16 protein-coding genes are annotated in these 19,871 nt (G+C 63.4%); 6 read left to right on the top strand and 10 right to left on the bottom strand.

Annotated elements, in window-relative coordinates; translation table 11 throughout:
- Positions 1-136 precede the first annotated feature (136 nt).
- From AC19YT_RS14775 to AC19YT_RS14765, 3 genes are all read left to right on the top strand, one after another.
- Positions 137-1,027 (top strand): HD-GYP domain-containing protein, encoded by an 891-nt coding sequence (locus tag AC19YT_RS14775; RefSeq protein ID WP_500610511.1) that lies wholly within the window; start codon positions 137-139, stop codon positions 1,025-1,027.
- Between the two features lie 144 nt (positions 1,028-1,171).
- A complete protein-coding gene (locus AC19YT_RS14770; RefSeq protein ID WP_095108400.1) occupies positions 1,172-3,334 on the top strand; it encodes a methyl-accepting chemotaxis protein in 2,163 nt (720 codons plus the stop codon).
- Positions 3,335-3,390: 56 nt separating this feature from the next.
- A complete protein-coding gene (locus AC19YT_RS14765; protein WP_095108401.1) occupies positions 3,391-3,657 on the top strand; it encodes a DUF6555 family protein in 267 nt (88 codons plus the stop codon).
- A gap of 61 nt (positions 3,658-3,718) precedes the next feature.
- On the opposite strand, the gene AC19YT_RS14760 is transcribed toward AC19YT_RS14765, so the two are convergent.
- Both AC19YT_RS14760 and AC19YT_RS14755 read right to left on the bottom strand, forming a co-directional pair.
- Positions 3,719-4,354 (bottom strand): response regulator transcription factor, encoded by a 636-nt coding sequence (locus tag AC19YT_RS14760; RefSeq protein ID WP_095108402.1) that lies wholly within the window; start codon positions 4,352-4,354, stop codon positions 3,719-3,721.
- Between the two features lie 4 nt (positions 4,355-4,358).
- Entirely contained in the window at positions 4,359-6,635 is a 2,277-nt protein-coding gene (locus AC19YT_RS14755; protein WP_500610510.1) for a PAS domain-containing sensor histidine kinase, read from the bottom strand.
- Between the two features lie 231 nt (positions 6,636-6,866).
- Here AC19YT_RS14755 and AC19YT_RS14750 point away from each other — a divergent pair, with 231 nt between their 5' ends.
- The 3 genes from AC19YT_RS14750 to AC19YT_RS14740 all read left to right on the top strand — a co-directional run bounded on the left by AC19YT_RS14750 (position 6,867) and on the right by AC19YT_RS14740 (position 11,228).
- Positions 6,867-8,489, top strand: coding sequence for an acyl-CoA synthetase (locus AC19YT_RS14750; RefSeq protein ID WP_095108404.1), 1,623 nt, complete (start codon positions 6,867-6,869; stop codon positions 8,487-8,489).
- 80 nt (positions 8,490-8,569) lie between these two features.
- Complete coding sequence (locus tag AC19YT_RS14745) at positions 8,570-10,342, top strand: acyl-CoA dehydrogenase C-terminal domain-containing protein (protein ID WP_500610509.1); 1,773 nt, start codon at positions 8,570-8,572, stop codon at positions 10,340-10,342.
- 184 nt (positions 10,343-10,526) lie between these two features.
- A complete protein-coding gene (locus AC19YT_RS14740) occupies positions 10,527-11,228 on the top strand; it encodes a class I SAM-dependent methyltransferase (protein WP_500610508.1) in 702 nt (233 codons plus the stop codon).
- Here the strand turns inward: AC19YT_RS14740 and AC19YT_RS14735 are convergent.
- The 8 genes from AC19YT_RS14735 to pedF form a co-directional block, all read right to left on the bottom strand.
- Positions 11,196-12,923, bottom strand: coding sequence for a PAS domain-containing hybrid sensor histidine kinase/response regulator (locus tag AC19YT_RS14735; RefSeq protein WP_500610507.1), 1,728 nt, complete (start codon positions 12,921-12,923; stop codon positions 11,196-11,198). The two genes, AC19YT_RS14740 and AC19YT_RS14735, sit on opposite strands and share 33 nt — an antisense overlap.
- Positions 12,907-14,070, bottom strand: a complete 1,164-nt coding sequence (gene ercA / locus AC19YT_RS14730) for an alcohol dehydrogenase-like regulatory protein ErcA (RefSeq protein WP_095108408.1) — start codon at positions 14,068-14,070, stop codon at positions 12,907-12,909. Before ercA ends, AC19YT_RS14735 begins: the two co-directional genes overlap by 17 nt.
- A 243-nt stretch (positions 14,071-14,313) precedes the next feature.
- A complete protein-coding gene (pqqB, locus tag AC19YT_RS14725) occupies positions 14,314-15,228 on the bottom strand; it encodes a pyrroloquinoline quinone biosynthesis protein PqqB (protein ID WP_500610506.1) in 915 nt (304 codons plus the stop codon).
- 56 nt (positions 15,229-15,284) lie between these two features.
- Positions 15,285-15,356 carry a pyrroloquinoline quinone precursor peptide PqqA gene (gene pqqA / locus AC19YT_RS14720; protein ID WP_003253598.1) on the bottom strand — a complete coding sequence of 24 codons (72 nt, stop codon included), beginning with the start codon at positions 15,354-15,356 and terminating at the stop codon, positions 15,285-15,287.
- A 280-nt stretch (positions 15,357-15,636) separates the two neighbouring features.
- The gene (exaC, locus tag AC19YT_RS14715; RefSeq protein ID WP_095108410.1) at positions 15,637-17,157 is read right to left on the bottom strand and encodes an acetaldehyde dehydrogenase ExaC; all 1,521 of its coding nucleotides are present in this window, start codon (positions 17,155-17,157) and stop codon (positions 15,637-15,639) included.
- A 231-nt stretch (positions 17,158-17,388) separates the two neighbouring features.
- Positions 17,389-18,324, bottom strand: coding sequence for a quinoprotein relay system zinc metallohydrolase 1 (locus AC19YT_RS14710; RefSeq protein ID WP_095108411.1), 936 nt, complete (start codon positions 18,322-18,324; stop codon positions 17,389-17,391).
- An 18-nt stretch (positions 18,325-18,342) separates the two neighbouring features.
- A complete protein-coding gene (locus AC19YT_RS14705) occupies positions 18,343-19,104 on the bottom strand; it encodes a quinoprotein dehydrogenase-associated SoxYZ-like carrier (protein ID WP_500610505.1) in 762 nt (253 codons plus the stop codon).
- A gap of 53 nt (positions 19,105-19,157) precedes the next feature.
- Positions 19,158-19,622: a cytochrome c-550 PedF gene (gene pedF / locus AC19YT_RS14700; protein ID WP_095108413.1), complete on the bottom strand. Its 465-nt coding sequence runs from the start codon at positions 19,620-19,622 to the stop codon at positions 19,158-19,160.
- Between the last annotated feature and the right edge of the window lie 249 nt (positions 19,623-19,871).

Here is a 19,871-nt window from a genome sequence, read left to right as displayed (position 1 = left end):
GCAGGGCCAACAGCGCCCTATCCCTGAATCGAGCACCGCTGCGGGCGAGGCGCCTGAGCCGTGCCACATAGCGCCGGTAACACTGGAAGAAGAGTTGGCCACGGCCAAAAAGCTCTATGTGCAATCGCGCTCGGCCATGCTGGAAATGTTCAGCCATGCGCGCATGGGCCGCGCGATAACGGTAGATAAAGCAGACACCTTGGTCGATGACATACGCCAGTCCATTGCCCGTCATCCCAATGCGTTCATCAGCCTGGTGCGGCTCAAAAACGCCAATGAATACACCTACATGCATTGCGTTGCGGTCTGCGCCCTGATGATTGCCGTGGCCCAACAACTGGAACTTTCCCCAGAACTGGTGCACCAGGCCGGCCTCGCTGGCTTGCTGCACGACGTGGGCAAGTTGGCGGTTTCCGCCACATTGCTGAACAAACCCGGCAAGTTGACGGCCGATGAATTCGCCATCATTCGCCAGCATCCCGAGTTAGGCGCACAACTGTTGCGTACCACGGTTCCTGTGTGCGAGTTGGTGCTGGACGTGTGCCTGCATCATCACGAAAAGGTCGATGGTTCTGGCTATCCCGATCAATTGGCCGGTGAGCAGATCAGCCTGTTCGCGCGCATTGCAGCCGTTTGCGATGTGTATGACGCGGTCACCTCGGACCGCCCCTACAACGAAGCCTGGGACCCTGCCATCGCCCTGCAAAAAATGTCGGAATGGAAGCATCACTTTGACACCGTGGTATTTCAGGCGTTTGTAAAGTCGGTGGGTATTTACCCCGTAGGTTCGCTGGTTCGTTTGGGCAGCGGGCTGATTGGCGTGGTCACCGAACAAGTTCCGGGGTTGTTGTTGGCACCCAAAGTCAAAGTGTTTTTCTCAACCCACCTGAATGCCTACATCACCCCGACAATCATCAACATCAGCGAGCATCCGCAGACTGAAAAAATCGTCGAGCGCGTGTTGGCAAAACAATATGGCTTCATCAATACCCAAGCGCTCTGGCACGGCGATTGCGCCAAGTTATGAGCCCTTGGAATAAATAGCGGTATCGCACTCTGACTGGCCAGAGGGCGTAAACAGCAAACGATTTGATAAGCATTCGCCGTGTCGTGCAAAAAAATAAGATGCCGCCCTTTAAGTTGGGCGAAAGAATAGTGGGCAGGGGGTTATATGAAATTTAAGTCATTACAAGCACGCATTTGCGTGACCGCAGGTATATGCCTGTTTGTCTCCTCGGCCAGCCTGGTGATTTACGGGTTGTTCAGCACGAGGGCCAATGAGCAATATGTCTCCGCCGAAGTTGCAAAATTAGTTGAACAATCAACTATCCGCGAAATTCAAAACTTGGCTGAATCCCGCGCCAACGCTATTCAGGCCAAGTTGCAAAATGCCCTGGATGCGGCACGGACCATGGCCAACACCTTTGCTGCGAGTAAAACCCCACAAAGCCCCTTGGCCATGGGCCGCGAGCAAATCAACAACGTGCTGCTCAGCGTGCTCAAGGACAACCCGGACTTCAACGGCACCTATTCATGCTGGGAGCCAGAGGCGTTGGATGGCCAAGATGGGGCCTCTCGCAACGCCTCGGATGGCAGCAACCCGACCACCGGGCGCTTCACGCCTTACTGGACGCGCAGTGCCGGCAACCACATCGCGGTGCAGCCACTGGTGGAGTACGACTCCCCCGACCGCCACCCCAACGGCGTGCCCAAGGGCGGCTGGTACAGCGGGCCACGCACCACCCTCAAGGAAAGCGTGCTCGACCCGATCCCGTACATCGTCCAAGGCAAGCAGGTGTGGCTCACCACCCTCTCGGTGCCGATCGTGGCCGATGGCAAGTTCTATGGCGTGGTCGGGGCTGATTTCGATATTGCCTTCATCCAGAAGCTCAGCGAGCAAATGTCTGCCGACCTTTACGGTGGCAAGGGGTCGGTGTCGATCCTGAGTAACCAGGGGCTGGTGGTGGCGGACAGTCAGCGTACCGACCTGATCGGCCAGCCCATCAAGGCGCTGTTGCCGCAATCCTGGGAAAAAGTGCTCGGCAATATCCAAAGCGGGCGCGGCGACAGCCTGCTCAACCCCCAGACCCAAGACATTGAAGTGCTGATGCCCATCCAGTTGGGGCGCACCGGCAAGCCCTGGGCGGTGATGATTCGCTTGCCCAAAGCGGTGGTCATGGCCCAAGCCATTGCCCTGGAACATGAGCTGCAACAGCGCAGCTTGCACAACAGCATCTGGCAGGTGTGCGTAGGGTTGGCCATTTCGTTGCTGGCCCTGGTGGCCCTGTGGTTTGCCGCGGCCAAAATCGTCGGCCCGATCCGCGAAGCCGCGGCGTTGGCGGCCAGCATCAGCCTGGGGGATTTCTCCCGGCGCCTGGTCCAGCAATCGGAGGACGAAGTCGGCCAACTGTCCCTGGCCCTCAACGACATGTCTGAAAGCCTGCAACGCCAAGTGCGCGTAGCCGAGCGCATTTCCGAAGGTGACCTGGATCTGCAAGTGCAGTTATCGTCACCCCAGGACACCCTCGGCAAAGCCTTGGAGAAAATGGTCAGCAACCTCAACAACCTGATGACCCAGGTGCAGCTCAGCGCCACTCAGATCACCGGCAGTTCGGCCCAGGTGACCGACCTGAGCCAGTCGTTGTCGGACGGTGCGTCCAACTCGGCCTCTTCCATTACCCAGATCAGCGCCGTGATGACGCAAATGGCGGCCCAGACCACCGATAACGCGGCCAATGCCAAGAAAGCCGATGAGCAATCCCTCGCCTCGCGGGCCGATGCCGGAGAAAGCGACAAACTGATGAGCGAGTTGATCGCCGCCATGGCCGAGATCGACAACGCGGGCAAGGACATCACCGCCATCATCACCACCATCGACAACATCGCTGCGCAAACCAACCTCCTGGCCCTGAACGCCGCCATCGAGGCCGCCCGGGCCGGCGAGTTGGGCCGCGGCTTTGCCGTGGTGGCCGACGAAGTCCGCAGCCTGGCCGCCCGCAGCGCCGAAGCCGCACAGCAAACCGCCGCACTGATCGCCGACTCTTCGACCAAGACCCAACGGGGCATGATTATCGCGGGCCGCACCGCCGAGTCGCTCAAAAGCATCGTCAGCGGCACCAGTTCGGTCTCCAGCCTGGTGTCGCTGATCTACCAGGCATCCAGCGAGCAGGCATCAGGGTTGCAACAGGCAAGCATCGGCCTGGAGCAAATCGATGCGGTGACCCAGCAGAACCAGGCCAACTCACAAGATTGCGCGGTAGCGGCGCGGGACCTTTCGGCGCGGGCGGCCTTGATGCAACAGGAACTGAGCCGCTTCAAGGTTAAAAAAACCTAGGATGGCGCGTTTGCGGTTGCTCTTGAGAGTCGTCACCCATACAGCAAGGTGAAATCATGCCTAGGTTTACCGACTTTAAAATCAGCTACACCTATTGCGGGCAGCAGTGCACCCTCAATATCGCCGCCCCCGAAATGCACGAGGCCGATGCCTGGAAGTACCTGGCCGACAGCCTGGGGCTTTGCTACATCGATGCGCAGGGTTACACCATGCTCTGCCACGCCGTGAGGAACATGGTGGAGGCCCATGGCGTCAGCGATGTTCAAGTGCAAGCGCTGGCGCCTCACGAAACACCCCTACCCTCGGGGGCCCTGGTCCATTAGCCGTTCCCCCGGCGCCCTGGAGCCCTGATTAATCAGGGCTCTTTCATGTGCAGGCAAAGGTTCAACGCAGCTTCAGCGGGTCCACCAGTTGCGCCGCAATGGCCATGCCCACCAGGTCAGGCAAGGTGTTGGCCTGCATGCGCTTCATCACCCGCGAGCGATAAAGGTCGACGGTCTTGGCGCTGACCCCCAACTGCTCGGCAATTTCCCGGGTGGTGTAGCCCTGCACCAGGGGTAGCAACACATCCCGTTCACGGGGGGTCAGGGTGAGCAAGCGTGCCCGCAAGGCGTCGTGGCCCAGGCTGCCCGAACGGCTGGCCGCGCTATGGCTGAGGGCCTGTTGCACGCTGTCGAGCAGCAACTGCTCGTTGTAGGGTTTTTCAATGAAGTCATGGGCGCCGGCCTTGAACGCACGCACCACGATCGGCACATCGGCGTGGCCGCTGACAAAAATGATCGGCAGGTCGAGTTCGCGCACGCGCATTTCTTCCTGCACGTTCAACCCGCCCATGCCGGGCATGCGTACATCGAGCAGCACGCAAGCCTCGAGGCTGGCATCGCAGGCCTCGAGAAACGCCACGCCACTGGTAAAGGGCAAGGCCTTGAGGCCCACCGACTCCAGCAGCCAGACCGTTGAATCGAGCATGCCTGGGTCATCATCGACCACATACACCACGTGTTCCGCGACACCCGCCATTGCATTATTCCTGTTGTTGTTTTGTGGGGCCGGCAAGCGGCAAGCGACAGCCCATCGTGAGCCCGACCGGTTCGCGCCGGGCCTGCAGTTGCCCGCCGAAGCCTTCGATGATGCTGCGGCTCATGGACAACCCAAGCCCCAGGCCATCGGCCTTGCTGGTATAGAACGGGGTAAACATTTGCTCCAGTTCAGCTTCGCTCACGCCCGGGCCCTGGTCGCGTACATGGATTTCCACGGCAGCGGCGCCGCCCTGCCCTGCGCTCAGCACGATCGACGAGGGTTGGCCGGGGTGTTGTTCGCGATTGGCGTCGATGGCATTGCGCAGCAGGTTGAGCAGGACCTGCTCCAGCAGCACCCGGTCGGCATAAACCGGCGGCAGATTATCGGGCAGCCGGTCCTCGATTGTCACTTGCCACGTGCCCGCCTCCCAGGCGCACAAACGCACGGCTTCGCGGGCCACCTCGGCGAAGTCCAGGGCCTGGGTGCGCCGCTGCCCCTTGCGCAAAAAGGCCCGCAGGCGCCGGATCACTTGCGAGGCGTGCGTGGCCTGATGGGTGATGCGCTCCAGGCCCTGGGCCACGCGAGCGGCGGCCTGGGGGTTGGAGTCCAGCGTCTGTAAATAGCGCTGGCTGGCATTGGCATAGTTGACCACGGCCGCCAGGGGTTGATTGATCTCGTGAGCGATGCCGGAGGCCAGTTCGCCCAGGGTTACCAGGCGCGCCGTGTGCGCCAGTTCGTCCTGATGGCGGCGCTGTTGCGCTTCGCGCAATTCCCGTTCGGTCATGTCCCGCGCCACCAGCGAGTAGTAGCGTTCGCCCCCCGCCGAGCGGTGCGCCAGCAGCACCAGCGACACCGCCACCGAAGCGCCCGGGCCCAGGGGTTGCAGCCGCGCATCGCTGCTCCACACCCCATCGCGCTCGGCACCGCTCCAACCGTCGCGTTGTAGCCGCGCCAGGTCGGCGCTGGCGAACAACTGCGCCAGGGTGGGCATGGGTTGTTGCTCGTCGATGCCCAGCACCCGCCGCGCCGCGGGGTTGAGGTAGGTGACCTGGCCCTCGGGGTCGATGAACAGCACCGGGTCGGTGTTGGCCTCGACCACCGCCGCCAGGCGTCGCTTGTTCTCTTCGGCCTGCACCCGGGCGGTCACGTCGCGGGACACGCTGACCACCTCGACCACCGCTCCGGTGTAGGTTTCACGGATCGCCCGGCAAGCGGTCTCGAACCACAGGTAATGCCCCTGCCGATGGCGGATGCGGTACGTCATCGTGTGGTAACCCTCCTGCTCCAACGCATCGCGGGCGCTGTGGACCAGGCTGGCCAGGTCCTGGCCATGGAACAAGCCCTGGGCCATTTGCCCGCGCAACTCTTCGGGCCAGTAGCCGAGCAACGTCCAGGAGGCCGGCGAAGCATCGAGAAAGCAGCCTTGGGGGGTGTGCCGGGAAATCAGGTCGGTGGTGTTCTCAATGATGAGCCGGTACAGCCGCCGCGCCTTGGCGGCTTCGCGTTCGGCCAACACTTGCGTGGTGGCGTCGCGGCAACGGGCAAGCACGCGGTTGTCTTGAGGGGCGGGGATGAACGTCCAGATCAGGATGCGGCCGTGGAACGGGGCTTCGACCTCTTCGATGGCCCGCTGCTGGTCCAGGCACGCATGCACCAGCATCCGATGGTTGATCGGTAGAAAGTCCAGCGCCTCGCTCAGCGGTTGCTCCGCCAGTAGCGCCAACAAGGCCGCATTGAACTCCTGGGGCCGACCTTGCGCGTCGAGCAGCAGGCTCGGCTGCGGGTCGTGCCCCAGCAGCGGCGACCCGCGCAGCATGTCGTTGACGCTGTGGAGCAAGGTCGCCAGCCAGTCCTGCACCCCGCCCAGCCAGGCGCCATCGACGCCTTCGCGCAAGTGCACCAGCAGCAACCCGTCCTGGCCCGGTTGCAAGGCCAAGTCCATGACCTGGCCATGGCTGATGGCGGCGCGGCGCAAGCGGCCGGCCAACCAGCAATCGAGTTGCCGGACTTGGTCCAGGTCCAAACGCCCGGCCTCAAGCAAGCGCTCGAACAACACGTGGTCGCTGGCCTGCGAGGGATCACCCTGGCCCGGCGGAAAATGCTGGGCGGCGCCTTCATGGCTGTAGATCCCGGCCTGGGGTTGCCAGCTCAAATACACCGCGCGGCGCACTTGCGGGCAATCCTGCAACGCACGGCACAAGGCATCGGCCCGCGCAGCCAACGGCACGCCCTCACGCTGCAGGCGCAACCAGCTGTGCAATCGAACGGGGGTCAGGGTCATTACGGGTCCGCTTCGTGGGGGGCGCCAAGGATATATCGGCCCTGGCGCGCTGGCTGCAAGCATTTGGCCTCAGACGAGCCGCATATAGCACATATACTATACGCCATAGGTTGTACTTCCATATCAAGAGGCGCTTGTTATATAAAGCACCCCGGATATCAACGGTGGCCACGGCAACGATGCTCAAGCGCCACCGAATAGAGCTAACAATCAGCCATCGAGTACCCGCATATGTCCATCTATGAACAAGGGCTAAGCCCTTCGGTTGTCAATCATATCGCCTTGTCTCCGCTCAGCTTCCTGGAGCGTACCGCCAGCGTTTATCCCAACTACCCCGCCGTGATCCACGGTTCGATCCGCCGCTCCTGGGCACAAACCTACGAGCGCTGCCGCCGCCTCGCATCGGCGTTGGCCGGGCGCGGCATCGGCAAGAACGACACCGTGGCCTTGATGCTGCCCAACATTCCCGAAATGCTTGAAGCTCATTTTGGCGTGCCGATGATCGGTGCCGTGCTCAACCCACTCAACGTGCGCCTGGATGCCGAAGCCATCGCCTTCATGCTGCAGCACGGCGAAGCCAAGGTGCTTATCACCGACCGGGAATTCCACGACGTGATCCACGCCGCCATTGGCATGCTCGATCACCCGCCGCTGGTCATCGACGTCAACGACCCGGAGTACGGTGAGGGCCAGGCTGTCAGTGACCTGGACTACGAAGCGCTGCTGGCAGAAGGCGACCCGGCGTTCGCCTGGCAATGGCCACTCGACGAGTGGCAAGCCATCTCGCTGAACTACACCTCGGGCACCACCGGCAACCCCAAAGGCGTGGTCTATCACCACCGCGGCGCCTACCTCAATGCCCTGGGCAACCAGATGACCTGGGCCATGGGTAATCACCCGGTGTACCTCTGGACCCTGCCGATGTTCCACTGCAACGGCTGGTGCTACCCCTGGACAATCACCGCTCTGGCCGGGGTGCATGTGTTCCTGCGGCGGGTCGACCCGCAAAAAATTCTTACCCTGATCCGCGAACACCAGGTCACGCACCTGTGTGGTGCCCCGATCGTGCTCAATGCCCTGGTGAACATGCCGGAATCGGCAAAAGCGGCCATCGACCACCCAGTCAGCGCCATGGTGGCCGGCGCGGCGCCACCAGCCAAGGTCATTGGCGCCGTGGAAGAGATGGGCATCAAGGTCACCCACGTCTATGGCCTGACCGAGACGTATGGCCCCGTGACCCTCTGTGCCTGGCATGCCGAATGGGATGCGCTGCCGCTGCACGAGCGCGCCCAGATCAAATCCCGCCAGGGGGTGCGCTACCCCACGCTGGAAGGCGTGATGGTCGGCGACTCCAAGACCCTGGAGCCAACCCCTCGCGACGGCCAGACCATCGGCGAAGTGTTCATGCGCGGCAATACGGTGATGAAGGGCTACCTCAAGAACCCCACGGCCACCGCCGAGGCTTTCGAGGGTGGCTGGTTCCACACCGGCGACCTGGCGGTGTGCCACCCCGATGGCTATGTCGAGATCAAGGATCGCCTCAAAGACATCATCATTTCCGGTGGCGAGAACATTTCCACCATCGAGCTCGAAGGCGTGCTTTACCGCCACCCCGGCGTGATGGAAGCCGCCGTGGTCGCCCGCCCTGATGAAAAGTGGGGCGAAACGCCGTGCGCCTTCATCACCCTCAAGGCCGATCATCAGGATGTTCGCGAAGCCGACATCCTCCATTTCTGCCGCGAGCACCTGGCGGGTTTCAAAGTCCCGCGCACGGTGGTGTTCACCCAGTTGCCCAAAACCTCCACCGGCAAGATCCAGAAGTACATGCTGCGCGACTGGGCCAAGGCCCTGTAACCCGCCCCCTCTGTCAACTGGCCGGCGGCGGCATCTGCCCCGCCGCTGCCACCGCACAACCGTTCTGTCGAGGTTCACCTATGCCCCCGTTCAACGCCCCTCTGCGCGACCTGCGCTTCGTCCTCCATGAAGTCTTCGACGCCCCGGCCCTGTGGGCGCGCCTGCCGGCCCTGGCCGAGAACATCGATGCGGGTATCGCCGACGCCATCCTGGAAGAGGCGGGTAAAGTCACTTCGCACCTGATCGCGCCCCTGAACCGTAGCGGCGACGAAGAAGGCGCCCAATGGCAGGAAGGCCAAGTCACCACCCCCATCGGTTTCAAGCAAGCCTATGCCACGTACATCGAAGGTGGCTGGGTGGGCCTGTCGGGGAACACCCAATACGGCGGCATGGGCATGCCCAAGATGCTTGCCGTGCAGTTTGAAGAAATGCTCTACGCCGCCAACTCCAGCTTCGCGCTGTACTCGGCCTTGAGCTCAGGTGCCTGCCTGGCCCTGGACGCCCACGCCAGCGAGACGTTGAAAAACCTCTACCTGCCGCCCATGTACGAAGGCCGCTGGGCCGGTTCCATGTGCCTGACCGAAGCCCATGCCGGCACCGACCTGGGGCTTATCCGCAGCCGCGCCGAGCCCCGCGCCGACGGCAGTTTCAGCATCACCGGCAGCAAGATCTTCATCACCGGCGGCGATCATGACCTGACGGAAAACATCGTGCACCTGGTGCTGGCCAAGCTGCCCGACGCCCCGCCCGGGCCCAAAGGCATCTCGCTGTTCGTGGTGCCCAAGGTTCTGGTCAATACCGACGGAACCCTGGGCCAGCCCAACGCGGTGAGCTGCGGTTCCATCGAGCACAAGATGGGTATCAAGGCGTCCGCCACCTGTGTGATGAACTTCGACGGCGCCAGTGGCTGGCTGGTGGGCGAAGCCAACAAAGGCTTGGCGGCGATGTTCACCATGATGAACTACGAACGCCTGTCCATCGGCATTCAAGGCATTGGCTGCGCCGAAGCCTCCTATCAAAGCGCCGTGGCCTACGCCCGCGAGCGCCTGCAAAGCCGCGCGCCGAGCGGCGCCGTCGCGGCCGATAAGGTGGCCGACCCGATCATCGTGCACCCCGATGTTCGGCGCATGTTGCTCACCATGAAGGCCATGACCGAGGGCGGGCGCGCCTTCGCCAGCTATGTCGGGCAACAACTGGACCTGGCGAAATTCTCCGACGATGCCCAGGAGCGCGATATCGCCCAGGGCCAGGTCGCGCTGCTGACACCCATCGCCAAGGCGTTTTTCACCGACACCGGCCTGGACAGCTGCATCCACGGCCAGCAAGTGTTCGGTGGCCATGGCTACATCCGCGAATGGGGCCAGGAACAATTGGTGCGCGACGTGCGCATCGCGCAAATCTACGAAGGCACCAACGGCATCCAGGCGCTGGACCTGCTGGGGCGCAAGGTGCTGCCTGACAACGGCGCCGCGTTGCGCCAGTTCACCGCGCAAATCCGTCAGTTCGCCCAGCAACCCAACGCCCCCTATGCCGCGCAGTTGCTCGACGCGGTACAGCGCCTGGAGGACCTGAGCGACTGGTTGCACACCCAGGCCGCGAGCAACCGCAACGAAGTCGGCGCGGCGTCGGTGGAGTACCTGCACCTGTTCGGGTATGTCGCTTACGCCTGGCTGTGGGCGCGCATGGCGCAGGTCGCCGAGCAGAAGCTGGCCCAAGACCCAGGCTTTTATGGCGCCAAAGTCGCCACCGCGAACTTCTACATCCAGCGCCTGCTGCCGCGCATCTTGAGCCTGGAGCAATCCATTCGTGCCGGCAGCGCCTCACTGTTCGGCCTGGACGCCGCGCAGTTTTGAGAGCGCAGCCGCAGGCGGGCTACGTCAATCGTAGCCCTAGGCCGCGTGATGACCGCGCAAAAATAGGCGTCAAAGCGCGGATCACAATCGTTCAGTGTCGTTACATCCGGTAGTGACACTGGCCTAAGCCAGGCTTTTGGCTGTGCTAGCGTGCCCGCGTTATCACTCAGACAGAGGCCCGACCATGCCCCATTCCACTGAAAAAGGCGCCGCCGTTTATTCCCCTTTGATGCTCAAACTCTATGACGCATGGGTACTGGGCCTGTCCAACCGGTTTGCCTGGCGCTGCCCTACACCCACGGTGCTCCTACCTTTCTTCAGGCAGCACATGGGCCCGCGGCATCTGGACGTGGGCGTCGGCACCGGTTACTACCTGCGCCACGCCGCATCCAGCGCGCAGGGGCCTCTCACTTTGCTGGACCTGAACGCCAACAGCCTGCACGCCGCCAGTCATCGACTGGGGCGCGCAGACACGCGGTTGATTCAGCACGATGTAATGACGCCATTGCCTCCCCAGCCCGAGGGGGCCTTCGATTCGATTTCCCTCTTTTACCTGCTGCATTGCTTGCCCGGCACCCTGATGGACAAGGGGGTGGTGTTCCAACACCTCAAGACGCACCTTGCGCCTGACGGCGTGATCTATGGTGCGACCATCTTGGGCGACAGCACGAACCATAACGCCCTGGGCCGAAAACTGATGGCGCTGTACAACCGCAAGGGCATCTTCGGCAATCGCAATGACACCCAGCAGGCGCTTGAGCAGCAACTGTGCTTGCACTTTCGTGAGGTGCAGGTCGTGCTTTGCGGCAAGGTGGCGTTGTTTCAGGCGCGCGGTGCGCAGGGGGGAGCAGCCCTACCCCAACAACTGGCTGAGCACCGCGCGTAATTTGCCGGGCTTGACCGGTTTGTTGAGCAGCGGCGCACCAAGTTTTTTCAGGGCGCGGCGGCACGGGTCGCTGCGGTCGGCGGTGACGATGACCGCCGGGATGCGCAGGCCAAAGTGCTCGCGCAGGTGGCGCACCACGTCACAGCCGACGATGCCGTGGTCCAGGTGGAAATCGGCAAGGATCAGTTCCGGCGCCCGTTCGTTCAGGGCCAGCAGCGCCGCCACTTCATCGGTGGCGGTCACTACCTCGCAGCCCCATTGCTCCAGCAGCGCGCTCATGCTCTGCAGGATGCTGACTTCATTGTCCAACACCAGCAAACGCCGCCCCGGCAGTGGGTTGCCGGTGCCTGCCTGGGGCGTTGCCAGGTTTAGGGCCATGGGTACTTCGCGGGAGATGGGCACATCGATGCTGAACATCGAGCCGCGCCCCGGCCAGGAGCGCACCCGCACCCGGTAGTCGAGGATCTTGGCGATACGCTCGACGATGGCCAGGCCCAGGCCCACGCCCTTGCGGTCGGCGGCGCGGCCGACGTCGAGTTGGTTGAACTCCAGGAAGATCGACTGCAAACGCTCGGCCTCGATGCCGCGCCCGGTGTCCCAGACCTCCACCCGCAACACATCGCCCCGGCGCCGGGCGCCCAATAGGATGGTGCCGTGTTCGGTGTAACGGCAGGCATTGCTGAGAAAGTTGCGCAGGATGCGGGTCATCAGGCGCAGGTCGGTAAGGATGGCGAAGTCGCCGACCCGGCCACGCAGCTCCAGGCCCGAGGCCTGGGCCACGGACTGGAACTCCGAGAGCAGCGGCGCGAGCAGTTCATCGAGGCGATACAGGGCGATATCCGGCTTGACCGCCGCTTGATCGAGTTTGGAGATGTCCAGCAGATCGGTGAGCAGGTCTTCGGCACCTTCCAACGCCTGATGGGTGCGCTCCACCAGTGTGTGTTCCGCCTCCGGCAGCGCCCGTTCGCGCAAAGTGGCAATCAGCAAACGCGCGGCGTTGAGGGGTTGCAGCAGGTCGTGGCTGGCAGCGGCGAGGTATTTGTCCTTGCTGCGGTTGGCCGCTTGGGCGGCGTCGCGGGCATCGCGCAGGGCCCGTTCGATCTGCTCGCGGCGTTCGATCTGCTGTTGCAGGTTGCGGTTGGCTTCGAGCAACTCATCGGTGCGCGCCGTGACCCGTTGCTCCAGCTCATCGTTGAGCTGCTGCAAACGCTGCTGGGCCAGTTTGCGCTCGGTGATGTCGGTGACGAAGCCTTCCACCAGGCCATCCTGGTCGGGCTTGAGCAACAGGTTCATCAGCACGTCGAGCTGGCTACCGTCCTTGCGCCGCAACTGGGTTTCGTAGCCCAGCAGGCTGCGTTGCAGTTGCAGACGCGCGCCGATGGCCTGCAACTCCTCGGCACCGCCGACAAACAGGTGGCTAGCCAGGTCGGTCAGGGAAAACAGCACGTCCTGGGGCGTCTCGTAGCCGAGCATCCAGGCCAGGGCTGGGTTGGCGGCGCGCATGCCGTCTTGCAGGCTGGCCTGGAAGATCCCATGTACCGCATGCTCGAACAGCCATTTATAGCGGTTGCGTTCGGTTTCCAGGTCATCGAGGCGTGCCGCCAGTTCCGGGTAGTGGCTCTTGCGCGCCGAATGGCTGCCCAGGCCCAGCAGCCCGGCCAGGGCCCGTTGCTGTTCCTCAGAGGGCTTCGCCATAGACGACCTCGACGTCACGCTGGCTCGATTCGCGCGGGTTGGTGAGGATGCACGGGTCGTGCATGGCGTGCTGGGACAGGAACGGAATGTCAGCGGTGCGCACGCCATGCAGGCCGAGGGTTTCGTGAAAGCCAATGGAATGCTTGAGGGCAATCAGGTGCTCCACCAGGCGCGCGCAGACCTGCCGGTGGTTGAGGCCACGGCAGTCGATGCCGAAGGTCTGGGCAATGACCTTGAAACGATCCGGCGCCGAGTTGTAATTGAACGCCACCACATGCTCCACCAGCACCGCATTGCACAAGCCATGGGGCAGGTCCAGAAAGCCCCCCAGGCTATGGGACATGGCGTGCACTGCGCCAAGGATCGCATTGGAAAACGCCAACCCGGCCTGCATGCTGCCGAGCATGATCTTCTCGCGCAGTTCGATATCCGTGGGGTTGGCGATCATCTGCACCAAATTGCCGTTAATCAGGCGCATGGCCTCCAGCGCATGGGGGTCGGTGAGCGGGCCGTGGCCGGTGGAGACGAACGCCTCGATGGCGTGCACCAACGCATCGATGCCGGTACAGGCGGCCAGGAACGGGTCCATGCTCAGGGTGGTTTGCGGGTCGATCAGCGACACATCGGGCACCACGGCCTTGCTGACGATGGAGAACTTCATGCGTTCTTGCTGGTTGGAGATGATGACGAACTGCGAGACGTCCGCCGACGTGCCAGCGGTGGTCGGGATCAGGATCAGCGGCGGGCTCGGCACGCGGATGGTGTCCACGCCTTCGAACTCAAGGATGCTGCGCCCGTGGGCGACCACAATGCCGATGGCCTTGCCGCAATCCATCGGGCTGCCTCCGCCCACGGCGACGATCACGTCGCAATGGTTCTCGCGGTAGGTTTCGGCGCCCAGCATCACCTCCTCCACCCGTGGGTTGGGCGATACCGCGCTGTACAGGCAATAGTCGATGCCCTGGGCTTGCAGGCTGGCCTCGACATCCGCGACCCAGCCGGCGGCGATCACGCCCGGGTCGCTGACCACCAGCACCTTGCGTGCGCCGAAGGTTTTCGCGTAGTTGCCTACGTTATGCCGGCAACCGGCGCCGAAGATGATTTCAGGGGAAACGAACTTACGCAGTTGGCTGAGGTGCTGGCTCATGGAAAGCCTTTTTATTGTTTTGAAGATACCGGCCAGCCTAAAGCATCTTGTTACGAATGCAATCAGACCAAAGGGTTGGGCTGCGCGGCCCCGTGTGGCCGGTGTGGCTGCTCTGTGGGGGGGCCTGCTCACGATAGCTACATTGCAACCGCCATAGATGCGGTGGCTGTACCGGCCTCATCGCGGGCAAAGCCCGCGCCCACACAGGTTCGCCTCCACAGCCCTCTCCCGCCCACTACGGGGCTACAGGTGAATATCCATCCCATCGAACGCCACTTCGATACCGCGCTGGGTCAGCAGGGCGCGTTCGCTGGAGTCTTCGTCCAGGATCGGGTTGGTGTTGTTGATGTGGATCAGCACCTTGCGCTGCGCGCCGAAGCCTTCCAGCACCTCAAGCATGCCGCCGGGGCCGCTTTGCGGCAGGTGGCCCATGTCGCTGCCCAGTTTGTCGCCCACCCCGCAGCGGCGCATTTCGTCGTCGCGCCACAGGGTGCCGTCCAGCAGCAGGCAATCGGCCCGGCCCATCCAGCCCAGCAAGGCTTCATCCACCTGGCCCAGGCCCGGGGCGTAGAACAGGCTAGCGCCGCTGCGCAAGTCTTCGATAAACAGGCCGATGTTGTCACCCGGGTGCGGGTTGCCGCGATGGGGCGAGTACGGCGGCGCACTGCTGCGCAAGGGAATGGCGCGCAACTGCAGATGAACGCATGCGGGAACAGTGAACGGCGCGCCGTCCAAGGCGATAGGCTGCCACTGCAGGCCGCCGTTCCAGTGGCTGAGCATGGGGAACAGCGGGAAACCGCGGGTCAAGTCCTGATGCACCATCTCGGTACACCACACCGTGTGCGGGCAGCCCTCGCGCAGGCTCAGCAGGCCGGTGCAGTGATCGATCTGGCTGTCCAGCAGGATGATGCCGGCAATCGCGCTGTCGCGCAGGCGGCGGGCCGGTTGCAGGGCCGGGAACGAGGCCAGTTGCACACGAATGTCCGGCGAGGCGTTGCACAAAATCCAATCGACGCCGTTGTCGCTCAGGGCAATCGAGGACTGGGTGCGCGGCTGCGCGCGCAGGCTGCCATTGCGTACCCCGGCGCAGTTGCGGCAATTGCAGTTCCACTGCGGAAAACCGCCACCGGCGGCAGAACCGAGAATCCTGATATGCATGGTTGCAGGCTCCGCGAAACAAGCCCGACCAAGCCCACGGCTGGCCGGGCGGTCCCTTAGCGATTGGCGAAATACATGGTTACTTCAAAGCCAATGCGCAGGTCGGTAAACGCGGGTTTAGTCCACATGGGGCAGTCCTCTTCTTGTGCCGGGCGATTCCGGTAGAGGCATTAACACACGGGCCGCGGCGGGGCCGAATGCTACTTTGGAAGGAGCTTGGGCGGTGCGTTGGTAGGAGATACCAAAAGGCGGGGCTAACAGGGTACGGCGTAGCAAGCGGGCTCGCCCGCGCGGGGGCGCGCAGCGGCCCTGGTCGGTGGCAAGGCAGGCCCACCCCAGGGGAGCGCTTCGCACTCCAGCGCGGGCGAGCCCGCTGCTACACCCGTTGGCACCCCGAGGTGGGGTGACTCAGAAGAACCCCAGCGGGTTGATGTCGTAGCTCACCAGCAGGTTTTTGGTCTGCTGATAGTGGTCGAGCATCATCTTGTGGTTTTCCCGGCCGACGCCAGACTTCTTGTAGCCACCGAACGCGGCGTGGGCCGGGTACAGGTGGTAGCAGTTGGTCCACACGCGCCCGGCCTTGATCGCCCGGCCCATGCGGTAGGCGCGGTTGATGTCGCGGGTCCACAGGCCGGCGCCCAGGCCGAACTCACTGTCGTTGGCAATGGCCAGGGCTTCGGCTTCGTCCTTGAACGTGGTGACACCCACCACCGGGCCGAAGATTTCTTCCTGGAACACGCGCATTTTGTTGTGGCCCTTGAGCAGCGTGGGCTGGATGTAGTAACCGCTGGCCAGGTCGCCTTCCAGGCGTTCCGCCGCGCCGCCGGTGAGCAGTTCGGCGCCCTCTTCCTGGGCGATTTTCAGGTACGAGAGGATCTTGTCGTACTGCTGCTCAGAGGCTTGGGCGCCGACCATGGTGTCGGTGTCCAGCGGGTTGCCACGCTTGATCTTGACGATCTTCTTCATCACCTCGGCCATGAACGGCTCGTAGATGGATTCCTGCACCAGGGCGCGGGACGGGCAGGTGCACACTTCACCCTGGTTGAAGAACGCCAGCACCAGGCCTTCGGCGGCTTTTTCGATGAACGCGGGCTCAGCGTTCATGATGTCTTCGAAGAAGATGTTCGGCGATTTGCCGCCCAGCTCCACGGTGCTGGGAATGATGTTCTCGGCGGCGCAATGCATGATGTGCGCGCCCACTGGGGTGGAACCGGTGAAGGCGATCTTGGCGATGCGTTTGCTGGTGGCCAGGGCCTCGCCCGCCTCGCGGCCAAAGCCCTGGACGATGTTGAGCACGCCCGGTGGCAGCAGGTCGGCGATCAATTCGGCGAACACCATGATCGACAGCGGCGTCTGTTCGGCGGGTTTGAGCACGATGCAGTTACCCGCGGCCAGGGCCGGGGCGAGTTTCCATGCGGCCATCAGCAGCGGGAAGTTCCACGGGATGATCTGCCCCACCACGCCCAGCGGCTCGTGGAAGTGGTAGGCGGTGGTCAGTTCGTTGATTTCGGCGGCGCCGCCCTCTTGGGCGCGGATGCACCCGGCAAAGTAGCGGAAATGGTCGGCGGCCAGGGGCACGTCGGCATTGAGGGTTTCGCGCACGGCTTTGCCGTTGTCCCAGGTTTCGCTGACGGCGAGGATTTCCAGGTTTTGCTCGATCCGGTCGGCGATTTTCAGCAGCACCAGGGAGCGGTCCTGGGCGCTGGTCTTGCCCCAGGCATCGGCGGCGGCATGGGCGGCGTCCAGGGCTTTTTCGACATCGGCGGCACTGGAACGGGGGAACTCGGCGATCACCTCGCCGTTGACCGGTGAAGTGTTGGTGAAGTATTCGCCGTTGACAGGGGCGACAAACTCACCGCCGATGAAGTTGCCGTAGCGTGGCTTGAAGGTCACAACGGCGCCAGGTGTTCCAGGTTGGGCGTAGATCATGTAGGGCCTCGGTTGGGTCGATGCCTGCCGGGTGGGCAAGCGATGAATCGATGGTAGAGAGCCCCGCCCTCCAGACGAATGCGCCGTTGGCAGGGGGGCTCCTCGTTATTTAGTAGTAAGCGGGCAAGCCCGCTTACTACAGGCGATGGCTGTGCAACATCCAACCTAAATGTCGGCCGCTCGATCGCCAGCGCCGGATCGCCACCCGGGCGAACTGCGCGGCCACCGTCCTCACGGCCGCTGGTCGTCCACCCGCTGCATTCGCTCGCGCTCGTAGCGCGGGTACAGGTGGCTGACACTGCGGATCAGTTCGTAGCGGCTCAGGCTGATGGCGGCGAAGCGTTCGGGGATGGGGCTGCGGATCATCTCGGCCATGTCGCTGCCCTGGGCGGCGCCGTCGCGCATGAGGCGGTCGAGCCAGCTCAGGTAGTCGTCCATCTGCACGAACGGCTTGGAGTCTGTGGCCAGCGGGCCGTGGCCGGGGACGATGGTTTTCCAGGGCAGTGCCTGCAAGGTGGCGATGTCCGCCCGCCACACCTCCAGGCCCGGTGTGTTGGGGGTGGTCAGGGCGCGTTCGTAGAACACCAGGTCGCCGGCGAACAGCACGCCGGTGCGCTCGTCCAGGATCGCCAGGTCCGCGCCGGTATGCCCATGCAGCCCCAGCAGGCGCAGGCGATGGCCGCCCACCGTGCGCACGCCAGGTTCCACCGAGCGGTTGGGCAGCACCACTTCGGTGCCGCGCATCCAATCGCCCACCATGCGGTACAGGTTCTCGGCCATAGCATCGCCTTGTTGCTGCAACAGCTCGGCGGTGCCCGGCAAGGCACTGATGGGCACGCCGGCGAAGGCCTGGTTGCCCAATACGTGGTCCGGGTGGTGGTGGGTCAGCAGCACTTCGACCACCGGTTTGTCGGTGACCGTCGCGATCGCCGCGCGCAGGGCTTCGCCGTAGCGCTTGGAGGGCCCGGTGTCGATCACCACCACGCCCGCCTCGGTGACGATAAACCCGGTGTTGACGATATTGCCGCCGTTGTCCTTGGCGAAGTTGGCGGTGCTGCCCTCCAGCAGCCAGGTGTGCTCGGCGATCTGCCGGGGTTTGAGGTGGTAGTCCAGGTCCGCCGTGGCCGCACAACTGACGGCCAGGCACAACAGCAGCATCCAGCGCATGGCGCGCTCCTTATATCGTCAGGGAATCGCCGCATCGAATTGATTGCCGCTGTTATCGCGCAGGACCAGCCGCGTCTGCCCGGCCCCCTCCACGTCAAAGCCCAGGCTGGGGTTTTCGCTCACCGCCGGGTACAGCGTGAGGTTGGCCAGGACCTTGCCGGCGCTGTCCTGCAACTGGGCCTGGTTGAGGAAGAATTCCGGGATGCCGCCGACCATGCCGTTGTCCATCGGGTGCGCCACTTGCAGGCGCAAGCGGCTGAACTCGCCGCGCGGATAACGCCCGCCCAGCACTTCGCCGATGTGGTCTTCCCAGCCGGGCTGGCTGCGCACCACGCTGGGCGCGGTGCAACCGCCACCGGCGGCGTCGATCAGGGTCGAACCCACGTGCCACAGGCCATCGCGGGTCAGCACGGCAGCACGCAAGGGCGTGGCCTGCTCGATGCGGATACGGATCGACAACCAGGGCAACACGCCCTCCCCGGGCTCGAAATCGACGATCCGGGGCAAAGGGTTGAGTTCGGCCCAGGCGAGGATCTTCACCACTTCCCCCTGCAAGGCCCGAGCGTCGATTTCCAGGGGCACTTGCCGCGCGTCTTCAGCGAAGGGCGGCGCCAACAACTTGACCCGCTCATCGAAAACGAAGGGCGCGTCATTGAGAATCTGCTTGTGATAGAAGGCCCACATCACCGAGGGCACCGGGTCCTTGCCCGGCGTCACGGGTTCGGCCACGGCCGCCAAAGGCAGCCAGCAGGCCAACAGGCAATACGCTCGCCAGTTCATCGACCACTCCTGTGGGTTCGTGCAGCGTTTAAGACGGCGAGCGGGTTCAGGGTTTATTCCTCGACGTGCACGCTGTCCAGGTAGGTGCGCACTGCCCACAAGGCTTCCTGGCTCAAGTAGTCGGCCATCTTGGGCATGTACACGCGGCCATCACGCACCGCGCCGTGGCGCACCCGTTCGACGAACCACTCATCCCCGACCTCGCCGGCGTCGAGCATGCGCAGGTCTGGGGCGATACCGCCGGATTTGGCTTCCAGGCCATGGCACGCGGCGCAGTTCTGGTTGTAGGCCGAGGAGCCGATTTCCACGGCTTTCTCGCGCTCGCCTGTGGTGCGGTAAGGGTTGACCGCCGCCCAACCGTCGCCATCGAGCGCCACACCGGCATCCTTGATCGGCGTAAGGCCTTTGGTTTCTACCGCCTGGGGCACCACATTGCCGTGGGCCATCACCGAACCTGCGCCCATCAGGCCGGCCAACAGGCTGGCGAGGAGCAAGGCATTACGTGGGGTTGTTGTCATTATTAGGTCCTCAAGAGTGCACGCTACCCCTGGCTACAGAGGTCGTGGCTCATCTTAGGAACCGCTTGCGCAGGCCCGTATGCTGCTTTGGTGGCCGCGTTCTACTCCCTTGGTAGCAGGCCTTGTGGCGAGGGCCTAAATCAGGTCCCGCCCGGGAAGTTTTCCCGGCAAGGGCGGGACTTTTTCCGTATCTGCCCAGGCGTTGGCGTTCCATCTTAGTCGGGCCAAAACCTCCACTGGGAACCGCAA

It is taken from the genome of Pseudomonas sp. MF08875, from assembly GCF_059862525.1.
The sequence above is the reverse complement of the archived record's forward strand: the minus strand, read 5'-3'. Positions and strand labels throughout refer to the sequence as shown.

Coding starts and splice junctions, on each gene's coding strand:
- AC19YT_RS14775 (WP_500610511.1), top strand. CDS start 137: ATGCTGGAAATGTTCAGCCATGCGCGCATGGGCCGCGCGATAACGGTA.
- AC19YT_RS14770 (WP_095108400.1), top strand. CDS start 1,172: ATGAAATTTAAGTCATTACAAGCACGCATTTGCGTGACCGCAGGTATA.
- AC19YT_RS14765 (WP_095108401.1), top strand. CDS start 3,391: ATGCCTAGGTTTACCGACTTTAAAATCAGCTACACCTATTGCGGGCAG.
- AC19YT_RS14760 (WP_095108402.1), bottom strand. CDS start 4,354: ATGGCGGGTGTCGCGGAACACGTGGTGTATGTGGTCGATGATGACCCA.
- AC19YT_RS14755 (WP_500610510.1), bottom strand. CDS start 6,635: ATGACCCTGACCCCCGTTCGATTGCACAGCTGGTTGCGCCTGCAGCGT.
- AC19YT_RS14750 (WP_095108404.1), top strand. CDS start 6,867: ATGTCCATCTATGAACAAGGGCTAAGCCCTTCGGTTGTCAATCATATC.
- AC19YT_RS14745 (WP_500610509.1), top strand. CDS start 8,570: ATGCCCCCGTTCAACGCCCCTCTGCGCGACCTGCGCTTCGTCCTCCAT.
- AC19YT_RS14740 (WP_500610508.1), top strand. CDS start 10,527: ATGCCCCATTCCACTGAAAAAGGCGCCGCCGTTTATTCCCCTTTGATG.
- AC19YT_RS14735 (WP_500610507.1), bottom strand. CDS start 12,923: ATGGCGAAGCCCTCTGAGGAACAGCAACGGGCCCTGGCCGGGCTGCTG.
- ercA (WP_095108408.1), bottom strand. CDS start 14,070: ATGAGCCAGCACCTCAGCCAACTGCGTAAGTTCGTTTCCCCTGAAATC.
- pqqB (WP_500610506.1), bottom strand. CDS start 15,228: ATGCATATCAGGATTCTCGGTTCTGCCGCCGGTGGCGGTTTTCCGCAG.
- exaC (WP_095108410.1), bottom strand. CDS start 17,157: ATGATCTACGCCCAACCTGGAACACCTGGCGCCGTTGTGACCTTCAAG.
- AC19YT_RS14710 (WP_095108411.1), bottom strand. CDS start 18,324: ATGCGCTGGATGCTGCTGTTGTGCCTGGCCGTCAGTTGTGCGGCCACG.
- AC19YT_RS14705 (WP_500610505.1), bottom strand. CDS start 19,104: ATGAACTGGCGAGCGTATTGCCTGTTGGCCTGCTGGCTGCCTTTGGCG.
- pedF (WP_095108413.1), bottom strand. CDS start 19,622: ATGACAACAACCCCACGTAATGCCTTGCTCCTCGCCAGCCTGTTGGCC.